Source organism: Thermosynechococcus sp. (assembly GCF_025999095.1).
Taxonomy (GTDB): domain Bacteria; phylum Cyanobacteriota; class Cyanobacteriia; order Thermosynechococcales; family Thermosynechococcaceae; genus Thermosynechococcus.
In genome coordinates this window covers 2,023,930-2,041,976 of the sequence record NZ_AP024678.1, presented here as the reverse complement: position 1 = coordinate 2,041,976, position 18,047 = coordinate 2,023,930, and the positions used below count along the sequence as shown (strand labels likewise).

Genomic DNA, 18,047 nt, shown 5'->3' with positions numbered 1-18,047 from the left:
TGTCGAGCCACCAGCGAGGATGCTATGGCTGTTCAATTACCGTTTCTCACCTCCACCAACTTTAGTGGCCTCTTTAATGAGCGGTTTTGGCAAAATGTCTGGCCAGTACCGCCCCAAAATCAACTGCAGCGGGGGGCGGTGGTTCCAGATGTGGAGCTACCCGCTGTAGGGCTAAGTGCCCCCGTTCGCCTTTCAAAGGTGTGGCAAGAGCAGCCGCTGCTGCTGGTGTTTACCCGTATCTTCACAGAGCACCAATACTGCCCACTGTGCTACCCCTATCTCAAGACCTTGAATGAAAACTATGAAACATTTCAAGGCAAGGGGGTGGCCGTTCTTGTGGTCACCAGTACCGATGCCCAGCAAAGCGAGAAGGTCAAGGCGGATATGGCCCTAAAGATGCCCCTGCTCTATGACCCCAGTTGTCAAGTCTTTCGCAAGTACCGCACGGGTCAAGCCTTGGGGGCACCGCTGCCGGCCCAGTTTCTCATTGACCAGGCAGGCAAGCTGCGCTACAAGCATCTCTTCTCGTTTTTAGAACCCAATGCGCCCCTAGAGCGCTTGTTTCAGGAAATTGACGCTTTAGCTCAGGGGGCAACAGTAGCGACAGCCGCCTAGGGGCATCGAAACTCGCTAGGATAGAAGGTATCCCTTTGGGGCTGTAGCTCAGTCGGATAGAGCGAGCGCCTCCTAAGCGCTAGGCCGTGCGTTCAAATCGCACCAGTCCCGTTCTTCTCCTTAAAATTAAAATGGAAGCTAAATCTCTGTGAGGGCAGTTTGGCTGTGGTGGAGCGATCGCCCGCGCATTCTCTCCTGAAGGAACTTCAAGGGACCATTGATGACCTTGAGGACTACCAAAGCGCCCTTAGCTATGAAGCGGCCAAGAGTGCTCTTGAAAAATTACTGTGTGAGTGCAAAGCCACTGGCACTGGAAAAGCTTCCCTCGTCCGGGCGATCGCCGACCTCGAAGCCATGCTCGACAAACTCCACCATGGTGTGGTGCAAATTGCTGTCTTTGGCATGGTGGGGCGAGGAAAGTCCTCCCTGCTCAATGCGCTGCTCGGAGAACCCTACTTTGCCACTGGCCCCATTCATGGCGTCACCCAAGGGGAAGCCAGTGCCCTTTGGCAAATCTCTGAAGCCCAGCGGGGTAATCCCATTCGCCTCATTGATACCCCGGGGTTAGATGAAGTCAATGGTGCCGCCCGGGAGCAACTGGCACGGGAGGTGGCTGCCCAAGCGGATTTGATTCTCTTTGTCATTGCGGGAGACTTGACTCGTCTTGAATACCAAGCCCTCAGTGAGTTGCGGCAAGCAGGCAAGCCAATGATTCTGGTCTTTAACAAAGTGGATCAGTATCCAGAGGCTGATCGCGAGGCCATCTATGCCAAAATTCGGGATGAGCGTGTCAAGGAACTCCTCTCCCCCAAAGAAATTGTGATGGTGGCGGCCGCGCCCCTTGTGCCCCAGGTGCAGCGGGATAGCCAAGGACGGGTACAGGTGAAAATGACTGTCGGTGCTCCCCAAGTGGAACCCCTCAAACGGAAAATCGTGGAGGTCCTAGAGCAGGAAGGGAAAGCCCTGCTTGCTCTCAATTCAATGCTCTTTGCCAATAGGGTGAGTGAAGAATTGGCCCGCTACAAGCTGGAACTGCGGGATCAGGAGGCCAACCAACTGATTTGGAAAGGGGCTGTTGCTAAGGCGCTGGCGATCGCCCTCAACCCGGTCACCGTTCTCGATATGGTCAGCAGTGCGGTCATTGACTTGACGACGATTCAACTGCTCTCGCGCCTCTACGGCATTGAACTCACAGAAGCAGGGGCCAAGGAACTGCTCCAAACGATTGCCCTTGCCATGGGCAGCATTAGCTTAGGGGAATTTGCCGTTCATTTGGGACTGAGTTCCCTCAAGGGACTGTTGGGATTGGCTACGCCAATGAGCGGTGGCCTTGCCCTTGGCCCTTACCTATCGGTGGCTATGACCCAGGCGGGGATAGCTGGCTTTTCCTCCTACACGATGGGACAAGTGGCCAAAACCTACTTTGCCAACGGCGCAGGCTGGGGGGCTGCAGGGCCAAAAACGGTTGTTCAGCAAATCCTCAGTCAACTGGATCAGCGCCATATCCTCCATCGGCTGAAGTTAGAAATTCAGGAGCAGTTGTACCCGAGTTGAGCAAGACGCGCTGTTCCATAGGCGGCCTCAGTGTGGGGTGAAATGGCCACCGGAACCCCTAGGTATTGCTGGCGCAGCGCTAACCATGCTGGATTACGGGCACCCCCTCCCGCTGTCCAGACCTGTTTCAGGGGTGAGGCACCCAAACGCTGCAATTGAGCGTAACCTTGGGCTTCAATGCGACTGAGACTTTCCAGCAGTCCCTGCAAAAAGAGGCGAGGGTCGGCGGGTCGTGGTTCTAGGCGCGGTTGCCGGTGCGGATCATTGATAGGAAAGCGCTCACCTGGCTTGAGCAGCGGATAGTAGTCCAAGCCCGTGGGTTGACTGACATCTATTTGGAGACTGAGGCGTTCGAGTTCCTCTGGACTAAAAAACTGGGCTAAAATCGCCGCACCGCAGTTAGAGGCGCCCCCCACTAGCCAGCGATCGCCCAAGCGATGACTGTAGATGCCTGCTGTCAAATCCTCTACCCTAGAGGCACTCAAAAGCTTCAGCACAAGGGTTGAGCCCAAGGAGGTCACCGCTTCACCCACCTCAGAGGCACCACTAGCCAAGAAGGCGGCAATGCTATCGGTAGTACCCGCACACACCTGACACTCTGGAGACAAGCCTAAATCAGTGGCTGTGACCCTGCCCAGAACGGTTCCCGGGGCAACCACCTTAGGCAGCAGCGGCTGCAAGGGGGCAAGTATGGGGTGGCTGAACCAGTCGGGGTAGGCTTCCTTTGCTGGGTCATAGCCCAACTTCAGGGCATTGTGCCAGTCGGAAATCCCCAGTTGACCGTGAAGTAAGAAGGCTAGCCAGTCCGCTTGGTGTAGGAAAAAGGCATTGGCAGTGGCATAGTGGGTCTGGAGCCACAACAGCTTGACCAGACTACTGGTGGCACTAAGGACAAGGTGATCTGTGGCTAAAATCTGCCGCAACCTTTGAAGATGATCTTGGGCGCGATCGTCGTTGTACAAAAGGACGGGTGAGGAGGGCTGCCCCTGGGCATCACAGAGGAAAACGGTGCTCGAGGTCCCATCAATTGCAATCCGCCGAATTTGCTGACGGATAGCGCTTGGAATATCTAAAATCAACGCCCACAATGTTGCTGCCCATTCTGGGGGTTGATCGGGCTGGTGTAGCGGCCGACGGGCAGTAGCTAGAACATTGCCCTCAGGATCGATGGCGATCGCCCGCGCCCCCGAGGTCCCAAAATCAATGCCTAGGGCTGTGACCGCTTTCCCCATCACTTATTGGAGGAGCGTAAAGAGCTCGCTATCCAGCTCATAGCCAAACATCGCCGCCATGCCTTTAATTTTTTCAATGGCAGGATAGCCCTGCCCCTGCAGCCATTGCCAAAGGGTAAATACCTTGGTCATCACAAAAATATCAAGGGCTTGCGGGTTGAAGATAATCCCCTGCTGCGGATGAAATTCGTGGGGCACCAGCATCGCCCCATAACGCACCAGCTCGCCGGCTGACCAATCCAGTAAGTAGGGTAGCCACGGGTAGGCTACATCGGCACGAATGAACCAAAGGCGTACCGGTGCCACTTCCGAAAGTTCCAGATCAGGCTCATCCACTGGCCGCGGATAATCAATCGTAAAACGCAGTGCTTGGTGATGATCCAGAAGCTGCCGCTCTGCAATCAGGGGGTCAAGTACTTGTTGGAGGGGAGATAAGTCCAGACGATCAATCTGATCTGGGGTTAACTCGATCGCGATCGCCACTCTCTATCTCTCCCCAGGAGCCAGTACCTTAGGGAACCTGCTGGACTTCAGCAATCTCTGGAATGGATTCCTTCAACTTGCGCTCAATGCCCATGCGCAGCGTCATGGTTGAGCTGGGGCAGGAACCACAGGCACCCTGTAACCGCAGCCGCACCACCGGACCTTCAATTTCCACGAGCTCGACATTGCCGCCATCGGCCATCAAATAGGGACGGAGTTCATCGAGGACTTTTTCGACGTTTTCTTGACTCAATTCAAGGGTTGCAGCCATTGTTATCGTCTTTGGCATATCAGTCACATTCATTTTCAGTGTAGCATTTACAGGAGCGATCGCCCTTTGGGAATTCCCAGGGGTGCCAATGGATCCCGCTCTAGGGAAATCTGCTCAACAGTGTTAGGAACAGCAGCGCTCAAGGATACAATAGTAGCTTGGTGAACTGCACGGTAGGACATGATTTCCAGTAATGATTTTCGCCCCGGTGTAAGTATTGAGCTGGATGGTGCCGTCTGGCGAGTCGTCGAATTTTTGCACGTCAAACCCGGTAAGGGTTCTGCCTTTGTGCGGACAAAGTTAAAGAATGTGCAAACGGGCAACGTGATTGAGCGCACCTTCCGCGCCGGCGAGACTGTTCCCCAAGCCACCCTTGAAAAACGCACCATGCAGCATACTTACAAAGATGGCGAAGAGTATGTCTTTATGGACATGGAAAGCTATGAGGAAACTCGCCTCACCCCTGCACAAGTGGGCGATCGCGCCAAGTATCTCAAGGAAGGCATGGAGGTCAATATTGTCAAGTGGGGTGAGCAAGTCCTTGAGGTGGAGCTACCCAACTCCGTTGTTTTAGAAGTCGTACAAACCGATCCGGGGGTTAAAGGAGATACCGCCACCGGTGGGTCGAAACCCGCCATTGTCGAAACGGGTGCCCAAGTCATGGTACCGTTATTTATCTCTGTCGGCGAGCGGATTCGCATTGATACTCGCTCAGATACGTATCTTGGCCGCGAATAGGAGTAATGGATGTGGAGCTTGACCTCAATCAAGTACGCGAACTGCTACTAATGTTTGACCAAACCAGCGTCACCGAACTCAACCTCAAGAGTGGCGAACTAGAACTTCAACTCCGCAAGCGTGAGCACATCAGTGGCAGCACCCCCGTGGTTGTGGCTCCAGCTCCGGCATCAACCCTCACACCCACCCCGGCGCCCCCGCCAGCCGTTACCCCTGATCCGGAACCAACGCCACCCCCTGCCAATCGCAAAACCATAGATATTGTGGCGCCAATGGTAGGAACCTTTTATCGTGCCCCTGCCCCCGATGAACCCCCCTTTGTTGAAGTGGGTGACACAGTCAAAAAAGGCCAAGTGGTTTGCATCATTGAAGCCATGAAGCTGATGAACGAAATTGAAGCCGAAGTCAACGGCCAAGTCGTGGAAATTCTGGTGCAAAATGCTGAACCAATTGAGTATGGCCAAACGTTAATGCGCATTTTACCTAACTAAATGAACTTAAATAAACGCTGTTCTTGCCGCCAACAGAGGCAGGGACTCATTGCAAAGATATGTTAAGCATTGAGGAGTATAAAGCCAAAAATTCAATGCCTTCAAACCTTTGCGCCCTTGCCGAGGCCCTCATTGAAAAATTAGAATTTAGCAATATCTACTACCCCTGTCTGACGAGGTCGGCCTGTGCAAGCAACCGGAGCATACATTCTGATTGATAGCCTATGCCGTCACGGCGTTAAGCATATTTTTGGATATCCTGGTGGAGCCATTTTACCCATCTATGATGAACTCTACCGTGCTGAGTCCAAGGGAATCATTCAGCACATTCTGGTGCGCCACGAACAGGGGGCAGCCCATGCCGCTGACGGCTATGCACGTGCCACAGGTCAAGTGGGGGTGTGTTTTGGGACTTCAGGGCCAGGGGCGACGAACTTAGTGACAGGCATTGCCACAGCCCACATGGATTCAATTCCGCTACTGGTGATCACAGGTCAGGTGCCTCGCTCTGCCATTGGCACGGATGCTTTTCAGGAAACAGATATTTTTGGCATTACCCTGCCCATTGTTAAGCACTCCTACGTGGTGCGTGCAGCCAAGGACATGGCACGGATCATTGCTGAGGCCATTTACATTGCCACCACCGGTCGGCCCGGGCCTGTGCTTGTGGATATTCCCAAGGATGTGGGGTTAGAGGTCTGTGAGTATCAGCCCGTCGAGCCAGGGCAGGTCAAGCTGCGCGGCTATCGCCCCACGATTCGCGGCAATGCCCGTCAAATTGCCCAAGCGGTTCAACTCCTGCGGGAGGCCAAGCGACCCTTGCTTTATGTGGGGGGCGGCGCAATTACAGCGGGGGCCCACGAGGAGGTACTCAAGTTAGCCGAGCTCTTTCAGATTCCGGTGACCACAACCCTCATGGGGAAAGGGGCCTTTCCTGAGTCCCATCCCCTCTCTGTGGGGATGTTGGGGATGCATGGCACCGCCTATGCCAACTTTGCCGTCAGTGAATGTGATCTGCTGATTGCGGTGGGGGCACGCTTTGACGATCGCGTGACCGGTAAGCTGGATGAATTTGCCTCCCGCGCTAAAGTTATTCACATTGACATTGATCCGGCTGAGGTGGGCAAAAACCGTGTGCCCGATGTGCCGATTGTGGGCAGCGTCAAACCTGTTCTGCAGCAGCTCCTCAAGCACATTGAAGACAGTGGTCAAGCCGTTGAAGCTCAGACCCAAGCTTGGTTAGAGCGTATCAATATCTGGAAACAGGATTATCCGCTCATTGTTCCCCAACCCAGTGGTGAACTCTCACCGCAGGAGGTAATTGTGGCTTTTGGCCGTCACGCCCCCGATGCCTATTACACCACCGATGTGGGTCAGCACCAGATGTGGGCAGCGCAATTCCTAAAAAATGGCCCTCGGCGTTGGATCTCCAGTGCTGGCTTGGGCACAATGGGCTTTGGTATGCCTGCGGCTATGGGAGTCAAAGTGGCCTTGCCCGATCAACAGGTGATTTGTATTAGTGGCGATGCCAGTTTCCAGATGAATTCCCAAGAGCTGGCCACCCTGGCTCAGTACGGTATTGCTGTCAAGACTGTCATTATTAACAATTTTTGGCAAGGAATGGTGCGGCAATGGCAGCAGGCCTTTTACGAGGAGCGTTATTCCCATTCCAATATGGCCAAGGGAATGCCCGATTTTGTGAAATTGGCCGAGGCCTATGGGGTTAAGGGGTTACGGCTGAGCGATCGCCAGGATTTGGATGCCATTGTCCAAGAGGTTTTGGCCTACGATGGGCCAGTGCTGCTGGATGCCCATGTCACCCGCGATGAAAACTGCTACCCAATGGTTGCCCCCGGCAAGCCGAACTCTCAAATGCTGGGCCTACCGGAGCGCAAGGTTCTGGAAAAGGCCGCTGAACTGGTCTACTGTGCCAATTGTGGCGCCAAAACCATTTCAACCCATCGCTTTTGTCCAGAGTGTGGCAGCAAGCTCTAGGTTCTTGGACAAGTTTGGCTAAAGAGTCGCCGTGGCAGGGGCTGGCGAAAATGAAAGAGGATGCGACTTTGGCGGCGATCGCGGGGATCCGGTCCCCGTTCCCACAGGGTTTCAAAGGAGAAAAAGGACACTCCTAACCCGGCTCGCAGGGCAGCCTGTACCTTGGCATCCACTAGTTCAATGGGCACAGGGTTAGTACGGAGCCCCGTGAGCACACCAACGGCAGTCGGAACTTTAGCTTGGGCCTGGAGTATCTCCGGCTGAGTCACCTGCTGCACAAAGCTGGAGAGATTGTAGCGATACACTTGCACAATCACTTCATCGAGGAGTCCAAGGGCAACCCACTGGGGCCAATCCTGGAGAAAGGTTTGGTAGGCGGTTGGCAATGTGGTCGGCGAGAGGGAAAAAATGGCATTGGGAAATTCCTGCTTTACTCGCTGCCGCAACGTTTGCACAAAGCCAGTGAGTTTGTCAGCACGCCAGCGCATCCAGTCCGGATCACGGGGATTGTCGGGAACGGGCTTTTGGGTTTCCTGCTGATAGAGGGCACGGGTGTAGTCGTCGTAGCCAAATTCCACGGGCAGGCTGAGGTGATCATCAAACTGCACACCATCCACCGGGTATTGCCGCAGTACCTCAAGGACAATATTGGTGAGAAATTCTTGTACTTGTGGATGAAAGGGATTCATCCAGGCCACTTCCCCGGCCGCCGTTAAGCGAGTGGTCTGACCGTTGATAGCCTGGGTGAGCCAGTCTGGATGAGCAAGGGCGAGTTCTGAGGTTTCTGGCACCATAAAGCCAAATTCAAACCAGGGAATGACCAACAGATTGCGGCAGTGTGCCTGCTGGGTGAGTTCGGCAAGAATGTCATATCCCTGAATCCCACGGAGAACAAAGGGCTGGATTCCTAGATTCCTGGCAGTGGCACTGGGGAAACTGACATAGCCGGAGTTCCAGACAACGGGGTAAAGGGTATTGAAGTTCAGTCGCTGTAGATCATTGAGGGCTGCCACCAACCGCGGGCGATCGCGCAGGATTGGGAAATCATTCTTGGTCAGCCAAACCCCACGAATGAACCTTGGGTTTTGTGCTTGTACGGGCCAAATCGTCCAAGACAAGCTCCAACAGAAGAGAATGAACCACAACCAAATGCGACGACGCAGCATAGGCTACAACCCTAGGGGACACAGATGTCCTGACTCAAGGAGAAAAATCTGTGTACAGACGGCGCGTAAAAACGCAAGGTCATGGCTGACAACTAGACCGGGAGTGGCATTGGTTTGCAGAAACTCAATCAAGGTGCGGCAACTCCGTTGGTCTAAAAAGGCAGTGGGTTCATCGTAGAGGATGAGCTTGGGCTGCATGGCCAAAATGCCGGCGATCGCCACCATGCGTTGTTCTCCCCCCGACAGTTGATGGGGCACGCGATTGGCCAAATGCAAAGTTCCGGTCATCGCCAAGGCTTGATGCACTCGCTGCTGGACTTCTAGGGTTGAACAACCTAAATTCTCAGGGTCAAAGGCGACATCCTCAGCGACAGTAGTCCCAATTAACTGATCCGCTGGATGCTGCAGCACGACGCCCACTGCTGGTTGAAACTGTCCAGCCACCACTGACTGCCCCAAGCAGGTAATCGTTCCCCGCTGGGGCTTGAGAACAGCAGCACAGAGAAGGAGGAGTGTGGTTTTGCCAGAACCATTGTCACCAATGATGCCCAGGCGATCGCCCCCCGCCACCCTCAGATCAATCCCTTGGAGTAGTGAGGGGGTTGTCCCATAGCCAAAATGAAGATCCCTGATTTCCAGCAGGGCAGTCACTGTTTAGAGCGTCAGGGCTTGGGGATTGGTTTCAATCAGTTTTGCCAAATCCTGAAGGAAGGCGGCTGCATCAGCACCATAGATCACCCGGTGATCACAGGTGATATTCACCTTCATCTGCCGTTTTACCCCCAGCAGGCCATCCTCTGTGGCAACCACCGTGGGACGCGACGCCCCCACCGCCATAATGGCCCCTTGACCAGGCGTGAGAATGGCATCAAAGGAGTCAACTCCAAACATGCCGAGGTTCGAGAGGCTAAAGGTGCCCGTGCTGTACTCAGCGGGTTGCAGTTGCTTGGCGCGTGCCCGTTCCACCAAGTCTTTCCAAGTACGCGAGAGGCTGTAGATGTCAATCTGATCGGCGTTCTTCAGCACCGGTGTAATCAGACCACCCCCCGGCATGGCCACTGCAACAGCAATGTTAATATCACGACGGTATTGAATCCCCTGCTCTGTGTAGTAGGCATTCATAATTGGGTGTTTTTGCAATGTCAGGGCGATCGCCTTGGCAAGGAGCGCCGTCATTGTTACCCCTTTGGACTTAATTTGCTGATACAGGCGATCCAAAGCATCGGTGGTAATTGTGTAGGCTACGTGGAAATCGGGAATGCCAAGGCTGGCCACCATATTGCGCACAACGGCATTTTGCAGCGTTGTCAGGGGCACCAAATCCTCCTGAGCTACCACCGCAGCAGTAGCAGGGGGGGCTGTGGGGATAGGGGCAGGGGACGTTGCCACCGGTGTCACTGGGGTTGCCGGCGCGCCAATCAAAGCTTCCACATCGGCGGCCGTAATCCGACCATTGGGGCCAGTTCCCTTGAGCGTCTTCAAATCAATTTTGTGTTCCTTGGCCAATTTGCGGGCACGGGGGGAGGCAATCACTCGCCCAGCCGCTACAGCAGCAGTACTGGCGGCAGGAGCCGTTCCTGAGCCATTACTCGTGGCCGGAGCTGGAGCAGAACTGGTAGCCGTCCCAAGGGACTTGGCCTTTGCCTGTGCCTCCGCAATTTCTGCTTCTGTTTCTGCCACCAGGCCAATCGTGGAGCCGACGGGTGCCACTTCGCCAGCAGGTACGGTAATCACTGCCAAATAGCCGTCGTAGAAGGACTCCACATCCATATCGGCCTTGTCGGATTCCACAATCAGTACGGTTTCTCCTTTAGCCACCTTATCCCCGGGAGATTTCAGCCAAGAGACAATTTTCCCTTCGGTCATGGTGGAGCTGAGGGCGGGCATGAACAGTTCACGAATCATAGAGGCTGCTATCCTTAGTTGGCAATCGCAAGGGAGTCAAATCTCAAATTCACTAATTCACTAAAAAATAAAGAGTAAAACCTAGAGCGTGCCACGAATTTCTTCGATGACACCATTGCGCAGGAGAATTTCCACCTGCATCTTTTGAATCAGGTTGTCCCCTTTGCTGGCATAGAAGAAATTATCCACCTGGCCTTGATCCACTTCCTGACCCATTTGCAGGCGTTGCACCTGATCCAATTGCTGAAGAATTAGATTTTTTTGCTGTAGGAGTTGTGCCTTTTGGTTGTTGGCTTGCCCTTGAACGTCTTGAATACGGGCATTGACCACATCCGCTGCTTCATTACTTTTGCGCAGTTCGTCAATCACTTGCTGCACTTGCAGATCCAACTGCTGAATTTGGGCATCCACTTGATTGAGCTGTGCCTGAAGCTGCCTTTGGGCGTCGTCTTTCCACTCGGGAGTGACGATGGCTTTCACCATAATCTGGCGCCGCAGGAGCAGTTTAGTATCCATAGGGTCTGTCATGAAGATTACTCAAACATGGCGTTAATCATATCGCGGTAGCGATCGCTCACGACATGACGGCGAATTTTTAGGGTTTGGGTCAAAAGACCATTCTCTATCGTAAAGGGTTCGAGGACAAAGCGAAACGTGGCAATGCGATCATCTGGGCGATAGCCGGGGCGATTTTGCACTTCCCGCAGCAGTTCTTGACGGTAGAGATCAATAATGACTTTGCTCTCCAGCGTCACCACCTCACCACTGCCCGCTCCTGCCGGTCGGTTTGGCAACTCCAGTCGGTACCCCCTGGCAACCACCCACTCCTCCAACGCCTCTAAATTGGGCACAATGAGGGCACCAAGAGCCTTTTGATCTTGACCCACCAGCATAATCTGGTCAATATAGGGGCTGCGGACACAGGCATCCTCGATGGGCTGCGGTTCAATATTTTCGCCGTTACTGAGAACAATCGTGTCCTTCTGCCGTCCCGTCAGCACCAGATCTCCATTGGGGGTGAGGTAGCCCAAGTCCCCAGTGTCAAACCACCCCTCAGCATCTAGCACCTTAGCGGTGGCCTCTGGCTGGTTGTAGTAGCCGCGCATCACCTGTGGCCCTTTGGCCATCACCAGTCCTTTTTGGCCAAACTCAAGGGGGGTTTTGGTTTCCGGGTCAACAATTTTAATGGCGGTATCGGGAATTGGGCGGCCAGCAGATCCCCGTAAATTGGCCCAAGAGCGGCGAGCGGTTAGCACTACGGCCGTTTCGGTGAGACCGTAGCCCACCAAGACTTCTAGGTTAATGACTTCATAGAAGGTGTCCAAATGGGGAGCAAGGGCGCCGCCACCACTAATGATCTGTTTAATCTCACCGCCGGTGGCTTCACGAATTTTGCTATAAACACGCTTCTCCCCCAGTTCGTAGAGGGGCTTGAGGAGGAGGGTTTGCACGCGAGCCACCAATTTCTGCCAGCCGCTGGGATGGGGGTTGGTCAGGCTCAGGCCCGTGAGCAGTCGCCGTTGCAGTATATATTGCTGGCCAACCCTGAGGAAAAACTGGGCAAGGCGCCGCTTTGTAGCTGGACTGTCCCGCAGTTGCTTTTGTACTCCTTCGTAAAAGCCTTCCCAGATACGGGGGACGGCAATCATGTAGTGGGGTTTACACCGTTTCAGGTCATTCTTGAAGTGGCGGAGATTGGTATAGGTTTGGCTACAGCCACAGGCAAAGAGAAAGTACTCGGCCACCCGTTCATAGGCATGCCAAATGGGCAAGATACTGAGGATGCGATCGCCCACCTGCGGTTGCACAATTGCCCAGAGATTGACAATTTGACTCAGTAGCCCCCCGTGGGTAACCATTACGCCCTTGGGTTGACCCGTGGTACCGGAGGTGTACATCAGGGTTGCCAAGTCAGCGGGGGTAATAGCCACCGCCCGCACTGTGCCATATTGTCCTTCCGTAAAGACTTGACCAAAGTTCAAAAGCCGCAGGGGAAAACCTGCCAACTCAGGGGATTCTCCACTCAGGAGCACCACTGTTTTGACTGCTGTATCCACCAGAGGCTCTTGCAGCTTGCGGAGGGTGGCTAGGTTTTCGATGAGCAGCAGGGTGGCTCCACTGTCGCGCAAAATGTAGAGCAGTTCTTGAGCATCGGCGGTACCACTGCGCACCACATTAATGGCACCAGCCATCATACTGCCTTGGTCGGCAATGAGCCAGCGGGGGCTATTGTCAGCAAATAGGGCCACGCGATCGCCCGCAGCGACACCCAGAGCTTGGAGACCCGCCGCAAAGCGTTGAATGCGTTGGTAGAGCTCACTGTAGGTAATGCGGGTCGGGGGATCTTCGTAGGGAGCATCAAGGGCCACCACATCCCCATGACGTTGCGCCAATAGGGGCCACATTTCCGGCAGCGAGCGGAGTGTTTTGTAGGGCAAAAAGTGATCGGGTAATGGCGCATCTTGGGGGAGCCCGCCGGCGGGAGTGTAGGTGTAGGCCGTACTCGTCATTTGTCTGACTCTAGACGCAACACCTAGATAATAAGCCCTCAATCGGATACCACATGCAGGTTTAATAATTTCAATATGAGATCATCACAACCGGTTGCTTCAAACACAGCGCTATGGTGCCCTTTGTTCTTGCCTCGGCCTCCCCTGCCCGCCGCCAATTGCTGCAACAAATTGGCATTGATCCCATTATTCAGCCCAGTCACTTTGATGAGTCGGTGATTCAGGCAACAACGCCAACAGAACTGGTGCGCCTACTGGCACGGTGCAAGGCAGAAACGGTCGCTCAGTGTTATTCGGCCCCCGCCTTAATTTTGGGCTGTGACTCGGTGCTGGTGCTTGGCGGGGAAATTTACGGTAAACCGGCCTCACCAGAGATGGCGATCGCCCGCTGGCAACACATGCGCGGTCAAACGGGAGACCTACTGACAGGCCATGCTTTGATTGATTTGGCACAGGGTCGCACCTGTGTTGAAGTGGAATCCACCCAAGTTGTCTTTGCCGATATTAGCGATGCCGAAATTGCTGCCTATGTGGCCTCCGGTGAACCCCTTGTCTGTGCTGGCGGTTTTGCCCTCGATGGCCGCGGGGGTGCCTTTGTCGAGAAGATTGTCGGTACTCCCAGTAATGTAATTGGCTTGAGCTTGCCCCTCCTGCGGCGGATGCTACTGAGCTTGGGATATCCCCTTGGCGATGTGCAAAGCAAAAAATAGAAAATTGGCCTGGACAAGTCTAAACGCTTAGGGTACGCTAAGAGATTGCGAGTTAAGGAACTGTCATGAACGCCCAAGAGATTATTCGCTCGATTGAAGCGGAGCAAATGAAGAGTGACTTGCCCGTGATTCATGTGGGCGATCGCGTTCGGGTTGGCGTCAAAATTAAAGAAGGCGATAAAGAGCGCGTCCAACCCTACGAAGGGGATGTGATCGCTATGCGCAACACGGGTATTAACCGCACCATCACCGTGCGCCGTGTCTTCCAAGGGGTGGGCGTTGAGCGGGTCTTTTTGCTGCATTCGCCACGAATTGATAGTATAAAAGTAATTCAGCGGGGTAAAGTCCGTCGGGCCAAGCTCTACTACCTGCGCGATCGTATGGGTAAAGCTTCGCGGATCAAACCACGGTTCGATCGCCCCCTGTAAACAAGTTTGCGTCCTTAGTTCAGTTGGTAGAACGTCGGTCTCCAAAACCGGATGTCGGGGGTTCGAGTCCTCCAGGGCGCGTCACTCCAGCTTCTTCCACCCTGATTGTGGGCTGCTAAAACAAACTAGCGGCTTTGTGAAGAAAGTATCGTCCCGCTATTGCTCCCCTGAAATTGCAGAGCAGTGCGTGCCAGTTCCAATAATTGCAGTTCTGGGGGATAGTGCTTTTCTTGCTTGAGGCGTTGAATGTCCTGTTTCGCCAGTTGCCAGTGCAACCGTTGGGCCAACGCCAGGAGGACATCACCGCGATCAATAACGCCCGCCACGGCATCTGCAGGGGTTAAAACAGTAATAAAGCGTTGTTGTTGTTCCTCGAGGGTGCAAACAGTCTTGGCGAGAGAGTCTGATTCTTTGACGGTGGCGATCGCCCGCAAGGGTACGGCCAATTCTGCCACTGGCGTTACTTCCCAACGGCTGCGCTCCACATGGTTCAGGGCCTGGGGATCTAAATAGCCGCAATAGCGGCCATCAGTGGCGACAAAGTAGGCTATGGGCTGGCGATCGGCCAGTAGAAGATAGCGATCGGCAAACTCCCGCAGCGATAAAGTTCCCTCAATTACCCGAAAATCCCGTGTCATGGCATCAGCCGCCGTCAGAGTCACCAATGCTTCTTGGAGTTGGCTAAGGCGATTGTAGAGTGTGGCATTTTGCAGGGCAAACCACCCCAATAGACCCAACCAGAGGCCATTGCCAGTGCCAAGGAGTGTTACAAATAGCCCAAAACTAATCGCCAACCAGCCCAACAATTGTCCCGATCGCGCTGCCCAGCGCATCCCCTGAAAGCGATTGCCGGTCAATTTCCAAACCGCTGCTTTGAGGACTTGGCCACCATCGAGGGGAAGTCCAGGTAAGAGGTTAAAGACCCCCAAGACAAAGTTGATGTTCGCCAGATAGCGCAACAGTTCATGGAGGGGAGAATCTCCCGGCAGTAGGACAGCTCCCCCCTGTAGCAGGACAAAAAGGGCAAAACTCACCAAAGGCCCTGCGATCGCCACCTGAAAGGCTTGAGCAGGAGTATTGGATTCCCGTTCAATGGCTGCCACACCACCAAAGAGAAAGAGGGTAATTGAGCGTACCGTAATTCCTTGGGAGCGCGCCACTAGACTATGCCCCAATTCATGGAGTAATACTGAGGCAAACAACAGCAGGGAAACCACCAATCCCATCAGCCATACCAATGCTCCCCACTGCGGGTACGTGTCCTGCCAGTCACTGCCATTAAGAAAAGCAAATAGCAGAATCACCAGAAACCACGAGCGATCAATATACAGGGGAATGCCAAAGACACGCCCCACTTGCCAACCTTGTCCCATGCCCACCTCAGTGCATCGCGCTCTATCTCTATTATCGCCCCAGATTCTGAACACACATGATTTACAAAAATTTATGTCTCAAAACGTTACGTTCTCATCCCTGGCCTAAAATAAAAGCAATGCTGCTAGAGGAGCGTGCAATGTCTCAAGCCCCTGTACAGGTCTCTGCCAATGGATATGTGCTAGACGTGCCCTTTGATTCCTTTTGGCAAGGAATCTACGAGTTCGCCGCCTATCTGCTGTGGTCACTGTGTCTTTCGCTGCTCTTGAGCCTTCTCCTGAGTCTGGTTAGCTACTGGTTCAGTGTGACCTTTGGTGTACCGGTATTCCCCTTTTTCTTGATTGTTATCTAGCGTTATCTCAATAGTTATCTAAATAGATTATGAGGAGCTGCCTATGTGGGGTTTACTCATTACTTGGATTGTCACCAGTATTAGCTTGTTTATTGTGTCGCGTCTCTCATTTTTGGGGGTAGAAATTGACAAGTTCTCAACTGCTCTGTGGTCGGCGATTGTCTTTGGTCTGCTCAATGCCACCCTTGGTGCAGTGCTCAAGTTTGTAACGTTCCCCTTTATTTTTCTCACGTTTGGCTTAGTTGCCTTGATCATTAATGCAGCCATTTTTGCCCTTGCCGCTGCCTTTGTGGATGGATTTACCCTCCGCAATGGTTTTTGGAGTGCCTTTTTTGGCTCGATTGCGCTCAGTATCGTCAACTGGGCTTGTTTTAATCTCCTCGGTCAGGCAGGCTTGCTTTAGGGTTCCTTAAATAGCCACGAGGGGTAATCAGCCAATCCTGAAAGCGGCGGGTGCTGGCGTTGCCAATCAACACCAAGCTGAACATATCCACTATTGCTGGTTCAAATGCCCCAAGGGTGGTGAGGGTGATGTGCTCCTCAGGGCGATAGGCGGCACGAACAATTGCAACTGGTGTCTGCGGTGAACGATACTCTAAGAAAATAGCTTTGGCGTCCACCAATTGTTGCTGGCGATCGCGGGAACGAGGATTATAAAGGGCGGTAACAAAATCCGCTTCTGCCGCCGCCTGTAGGCGTTTCTTAATGACTGGCCAAGGGGTCAATCGATCGCTGAGGCTAATGGTGCAAAAATCGTGCATTAGGGGTGCCCCCAAGCGAGCCGCAGCAGCATTCACAGCACTCACCCCTGGAAACACCTCTACCGGTAAATCGGTGATGTCCGCTTCTGCCAATAGCTCTAGTACCAGACCGGCCATGCCATAGATGCCACAGTCGCCCGAAGAAACCACCGCAACATTGAGTCCCCACTGTGCCAGATCAATCGCCACTTGGGCACGTTGTCGCTCTTGGGTAATGCCATAGGCGGCCACCATCTGTCCTGGTCGCCGTAGGGGAGCGATCAATTCGAGGTAAAGGGTATAGCCCACAAGAATATCAGCGGCCAAAAGGGCAGCGCGTGCCCTGAGGGTGAGTTGATCCAAAGATCCCGGACCAGTGCCAATGAGGCTCAGGGAGCCTTGGCGGGGAATGAATTCCCGTGCAGATTGGGCAATGGCAATCGTCACTGCCCCCCTCTCACCCCCTTGACGGTAAATCTGCTTAGGAACAATTAAACGACCTCCCTCGCTGGCCAACACTGCTGCGGCTTCAGCGACACTGGGGGTTCCCATCTCTGCAGCCACAATCGCTGAGGGGGTAGGCACTGTAACAGGCGCCAATTCTGGTGCGGAAAACCAGCGGCTTGGCCAATCGTGCGCCTTAGCCACTTGACCTAACCCCACTTCATCGGCTTTGCGATCAATACTGGCAAGGCCAGCGATCGCGAGGGGGCTGAGTCCCGCTTCGGCAAGGGTCTGATCAATGGCGTGCTGGATCAGGGCCGCCGATGTTCCCCGTTCACAGCCAATCCCTAGCCACAGAACCCGTGGATGCCAAGCTACCCCTGAGGTAACAGCGGCGGGTAACACTTTTTCGGTAATCCACACCGCATTTTCTAGGGGTGGGGTGCTGACCAACTCAAGGGGCTGGTCTGAACCGAGACCGGTGCGCCACAAAGAGCTACCGCAGGTTTGATACACTTGCAGCGCCTTTCCCTGCGCCTGTTGGCTGGCGATCGCATTCCAGTCTCCTGTCCCCCGTTGCCACCCCAAGGCTGTTCCCCAAGTATCCACGGCAAAGTAGCCTTGGCTATAACTTGCTCCCGTGAGAATTGGTGTTGCGCCAAGGGTAGCACTGAGGATTTGACACAGGCGATCGCCGCCTGCCCCATGCCCCCCCAGCAAACTCAGGATCCATTGGCCATTCTCAGAAAGAACGCAAACCGCCGGATCCTGTCTTTTGTGGGTCAACAGGGGTGAGATTAACCGCACCACAGCACCGCAGGCCAAGGCAAAGATCCAAGCGCGATAGTGGCACCAGTGTTTCTGCAAGTGGGCTGCCAGAGAACCCTCGTAGGTGTGTATGGGGCGGTGGGCACCTAACTGGGGCGAAACCCAAATGCTTAGGGGAATGCCTGCATCAACAAGGCGCTGGAGTTGAGCCAGTCCTTGGGAAGTGGTGGCGATCGCCCCAAGGGGTTGAAACGGGTCTAAGGGCGGCATG

At 54.1% G+C, this 18,047-nt stretch carries 20 protein-coding genes and 2 tRNA genes; 11 read left to right on the top strand and 11 right to left on the bottom strand.

Going from position 1 to position 18,047, the window contains the following annotated elements; all coding sequences use genetic code 11:
• The first annotated feature begins 24 nt into the window (after nt 1–24).
• The 3 genes from Q0W94_RS10040 to Q0W94_RS10030 all read left to right on the top strand — a co-directional run bounded on the left by Q0W94_RS10040 (nt 25) and on the right by Q0W94_RS10030 (nt 2,169).
• Entirely contained in the window at nt 25–615 is a 591-nt protein-coding gene (locus Q0W94_RS10040) for a redoxin domain-containing protein (protein ID WP_297758562.1), read from the top strand.
• 37 nt (nt 616–652) lie between these two features.
• Nucleotides 653–726, top strand: a tRNA-Arg gene (locus tag Q0W94_RS10035).
• A gap of 54 nt (nt 727–780) precedes the next feature.
• A complete protein-coding gene (locus Q0W94_RS10030) occupies nt 781–2,169 on the top strand; it encodes a GTP-binding protein (protein ID WP_297762418.1) in 1,389 nt (462 codons plus the stop codon).
• On the opposite strand, the gene Q0W94_RS10025 is transcribed toward Q0W94_RS10030, so the two are convergent.
• Genes Q0W94_RS10025 through Q0W94_RS10010 form a run of 4 tightly spaced genes read right to left on the bottom strand, consistent with a single transcriptional unit; the run spans nt 2,145 to nt 4,337 of the window.
• On the bottom strand, nt 2,145–3,401 hold the full coding sequence (locus Q0W94_RS10025) for an FGGY-family carbohydrate kinase (protein WP_297758560.1): 1,257 nt from the start codon (nt 3,399–3,401) through the stop codon (nt 2,145–2,147). The genes Q0W94_RS10030 and Q0W94_RS10025 overlap by 25 nt on opposite strands.
• A 3-nt stretch (nt 3,402–3,404) precedes the next feature.
• Nucleotides 3,405–3,884 carry a CRR6 family NdhI maturation factor gene (locus tag Q0W94_RS10020; protein WP_297758557.1) on the bottom strand — a complete coding sequence of 160 codons (480 nt, stop codon included), beginning with the start codon at nt 3,882–3,884 and terminating at the stop codon, nt 3,405–3,407.
• A gap of 28 nt (nt 3,885–3,912) precedes the next feature.
• On the bottom strand, nt 3,913–4,155 hold the full coding sequence (locus tag Q0W94_RS10015; RefSeq protein ID WP_024124414.1) for a NifU family protein: 243 nt from the start codon (nt 4,153–4,155) through the stop codon (nt 3,913–3,915).
• A gap of 47 nt (nt 4,156–4,202) precedes the next feature.
• Entirely contained in the window at nt 4,203–4,337 is a 135-nt protein-coding gene (locus tag Q0W94_RS10010) for a hypothetical protein (protein ID WP_297758554.1), read from the bottom strand.
• On the opposite strand from Q0W94_RS10010, the gene efp reads away from it, so the two are divergent.
• The 3 genes from efp (at nt 4,336) to ilvB (ending at nt 7,379) form a co-directional block, all read left to right on the top strand.
• Nucleotides 4,336–4,893: an elongation factor P gene (gene efp / locus Q0W94_RS10005; protein ID WP_297758552.1), complete on the top strand. Its 558-nt coding sequence runs from the start codon at nt 4,336–4,338 to the stop codon at nt 4,891–4,893. The two genes, Q0W94_RS10010 and efp, sit on opposite strands and share 2 nt — an antisense overlap.
• Nucleotides 4,894–4,898: 5 nt before the next feature.
• A complete protein-coding gene (accB, locus tag Q0W94_RS10000; protein WP_399371656.1) occupies nt 4,899–5,384 on the top strand; it encodes an acetyl-CoA carboxylase biotin carboxyl carrier protein in 486 nt (161 codons plus the stop codon).
• 186 nt (nt 5,385–5,570) lie between these two features.
• Entirely contained in the window at nt 5,571–7,379 is a 1,809-nt protein-coding gene (ilvB, locus tag Q0W94_RS09995) for a biosynthetic-type acetolactate synthase large subunit (protein ID WP_297758550.1), read from the top strand.
• On the opposite strand, the gene Q0W94_RS09990 is transcribed toward ilvB, so the two are convergent.
• From Q0W94_RS09990 to Q0W94_RS09970, 5 genes are all read right to left on the bottom strand, one after another.
• Nucleotides 7,376–8,545 (bottom strand): glycoside hydrolase family 10 protein, encoded by a 1,170-nt coding sequence (locus Q0W94_RS09990; protein WP_297758547.1) that lies wholly within the window; start codon nt 8,543–8,545, stop codon nt 7,376–7,378. The genes ilvB and Q0W94_RS09990 overlap by 4 nt on opposite strands.
• 3 nt (nt 8,546–8,548) lie before the next feature.
• The gene (locus Q0W94_RS09985; protein ID WP_297758544.1) at nt 8,549–9,196 is read right to left on the bottom strand and encodes an energy-coupling factor ABC transporter ATP-binding protein; all 648 of its coding nucleotides are present in this window, start codon (nt 9,194–9,196) and stop codon (nt 8,549–8,551) included.
• A 3-nt stretch (nt 9,197–9,199) separates the two neighbouring features.
• Entirely contained in the window at nt 9,200–10,450 is a 1,251-nt protein-coding gene (locus Q0W94_RS09980) for a dihydrolipoamide acetyltransferase family protein (protein ID WP_297758541.1), read from the bottom strand.
• An 81-nt stretch (nt 10,451–10,531) separates the two neighbouring features.
• The gene (locus Q0W94_RS09975) at nt 10,532–10,978 is read right to left on the bottom strand and encodes a YlqD family protein (protein WP_315863067.1); all 447 of its coding nucleotides are present in this window, start codon (nt 10,976–10,978) and stop codon (nt 10,532–10,534) included.
• 5 nt (nt 10,979–10,983) lie between these two features.
• Nucleotides 10,984–12,960 (bottom strand): long-chain fatty acid--CoA ligase, encoded by a 1,977-nt coding sequence (locus Q0W94_RS09970; RefSeq protein ID WP_297758535.1) that lies wholly within the window; start codon nt 12,958–12,960, stop codon nt 10,984–10,986.
• Between the two features lie 113 nt (nt 12,961–13,073).
• Here Q0W94_RS09970 and Q0W94_RS09965 point away from each other — a divergent pair, with 113 nt between their 5' ends.
• From Q0W94_RS09965 to Q0W94_RS09955, 3 genes are all read left to right on the top strand, one after another.
• Nucleotides 13,074–13,670 carry a nucleoside triphosphate pyrophosphatase gene (locus Q0W94_RS09965; protein WP_297758532.1) on the top strand — a complete coding sequence of 199 codons (597 nt, stop codon included), beginning with the start codon at nt 13,074–13,076 and terminating at the stop codon, nt 13,668–13,670.
• A 65-nt stretch (nt 13,671–13,735) separates the two neighbouring features.
• On the top strand, nt 13,736–14,098 hold the full coding sequence (rplS, locus tag Q0W94_RS09960; RefSeq protein WP_297758530.1) for a 50S ribosomal protein L19: 363 nt from the start codon (nt 13,736–13,738) through the stop codon (nt 14,096–14,098).
• 8 nt (nt 14,099–14,106) lie between these two features.
• Nucleotides 14,107–14,179: transfer RNA gene (locus Q0W94_RS09955), tRNA-Trp, on the top strand.
• Between the two features lie 44 nt (nt 14,180–14,223).
• On the opposite strand, the gene Q0W94_RS09950 is transcribed toward Q0W94_RS09955, so the two are convergent.
• Nucleotides 14,224–15,471: a site-2 protease family protein gene (locus Q0W94_RS09950; RefSeq protein ID WP_297758527.1), complete on the bottom strand. Its 1,248-nt coding sequence runs from the start codon at nt 15,469–15,471 to the stop codon at nt 14,224–14,226.
• A 140-nt stretch (nt 15,472–15,611) separates the two neighbouring features.
• Between Q0W94_RS09950 and Q0W94_RS09945 the strand changes: the two genes are divergently transcribed.
• Nucleotides 15,612–15,824: a hypothetical protein gene (locus Q0W94_RS09945; RefSeq protein ID WP_297758524.1), complete on the top strand. Its 213-nt coding sequence runs from the start codon at nt 15,612–15,614 to the stop codon at nt 15,822–15,824.
• Between the two features lie 43 nt (nt 15,825–15,867).
• The gene (locus tag Q0W94_RS09940) at nt 15,868–16,227 is read left to right on the top strand and encodes a phage holin family protein (RefSeq protein WP_297758522.1); all 360 of its coding nucleotides are present in this window, start codon (nt 15,868–15,870) and stop codon (nt 16,225–16,227) included.
• On the opposite strand, the gene cobJ is transcribed toward Q0W94_RS09940, so the two are convergent.
• Nucleotides 16,196–18,046, bottom strand: a complete 1,851-nt coding sequence (gene cobJ, locus Q0W94_RS09935; protein ID WP_297758519.1) for a precorrin-3B C(17)-methyltransferase — start codon at nt 18,044–18,046, stop codon at nt 16,196–16,198. The genes Q0W94_RS09940 and cobJ overlap by 32 nt on opposite strands.
• Nucleotide 18,047 lies beyond the last annotated feature (1 nt).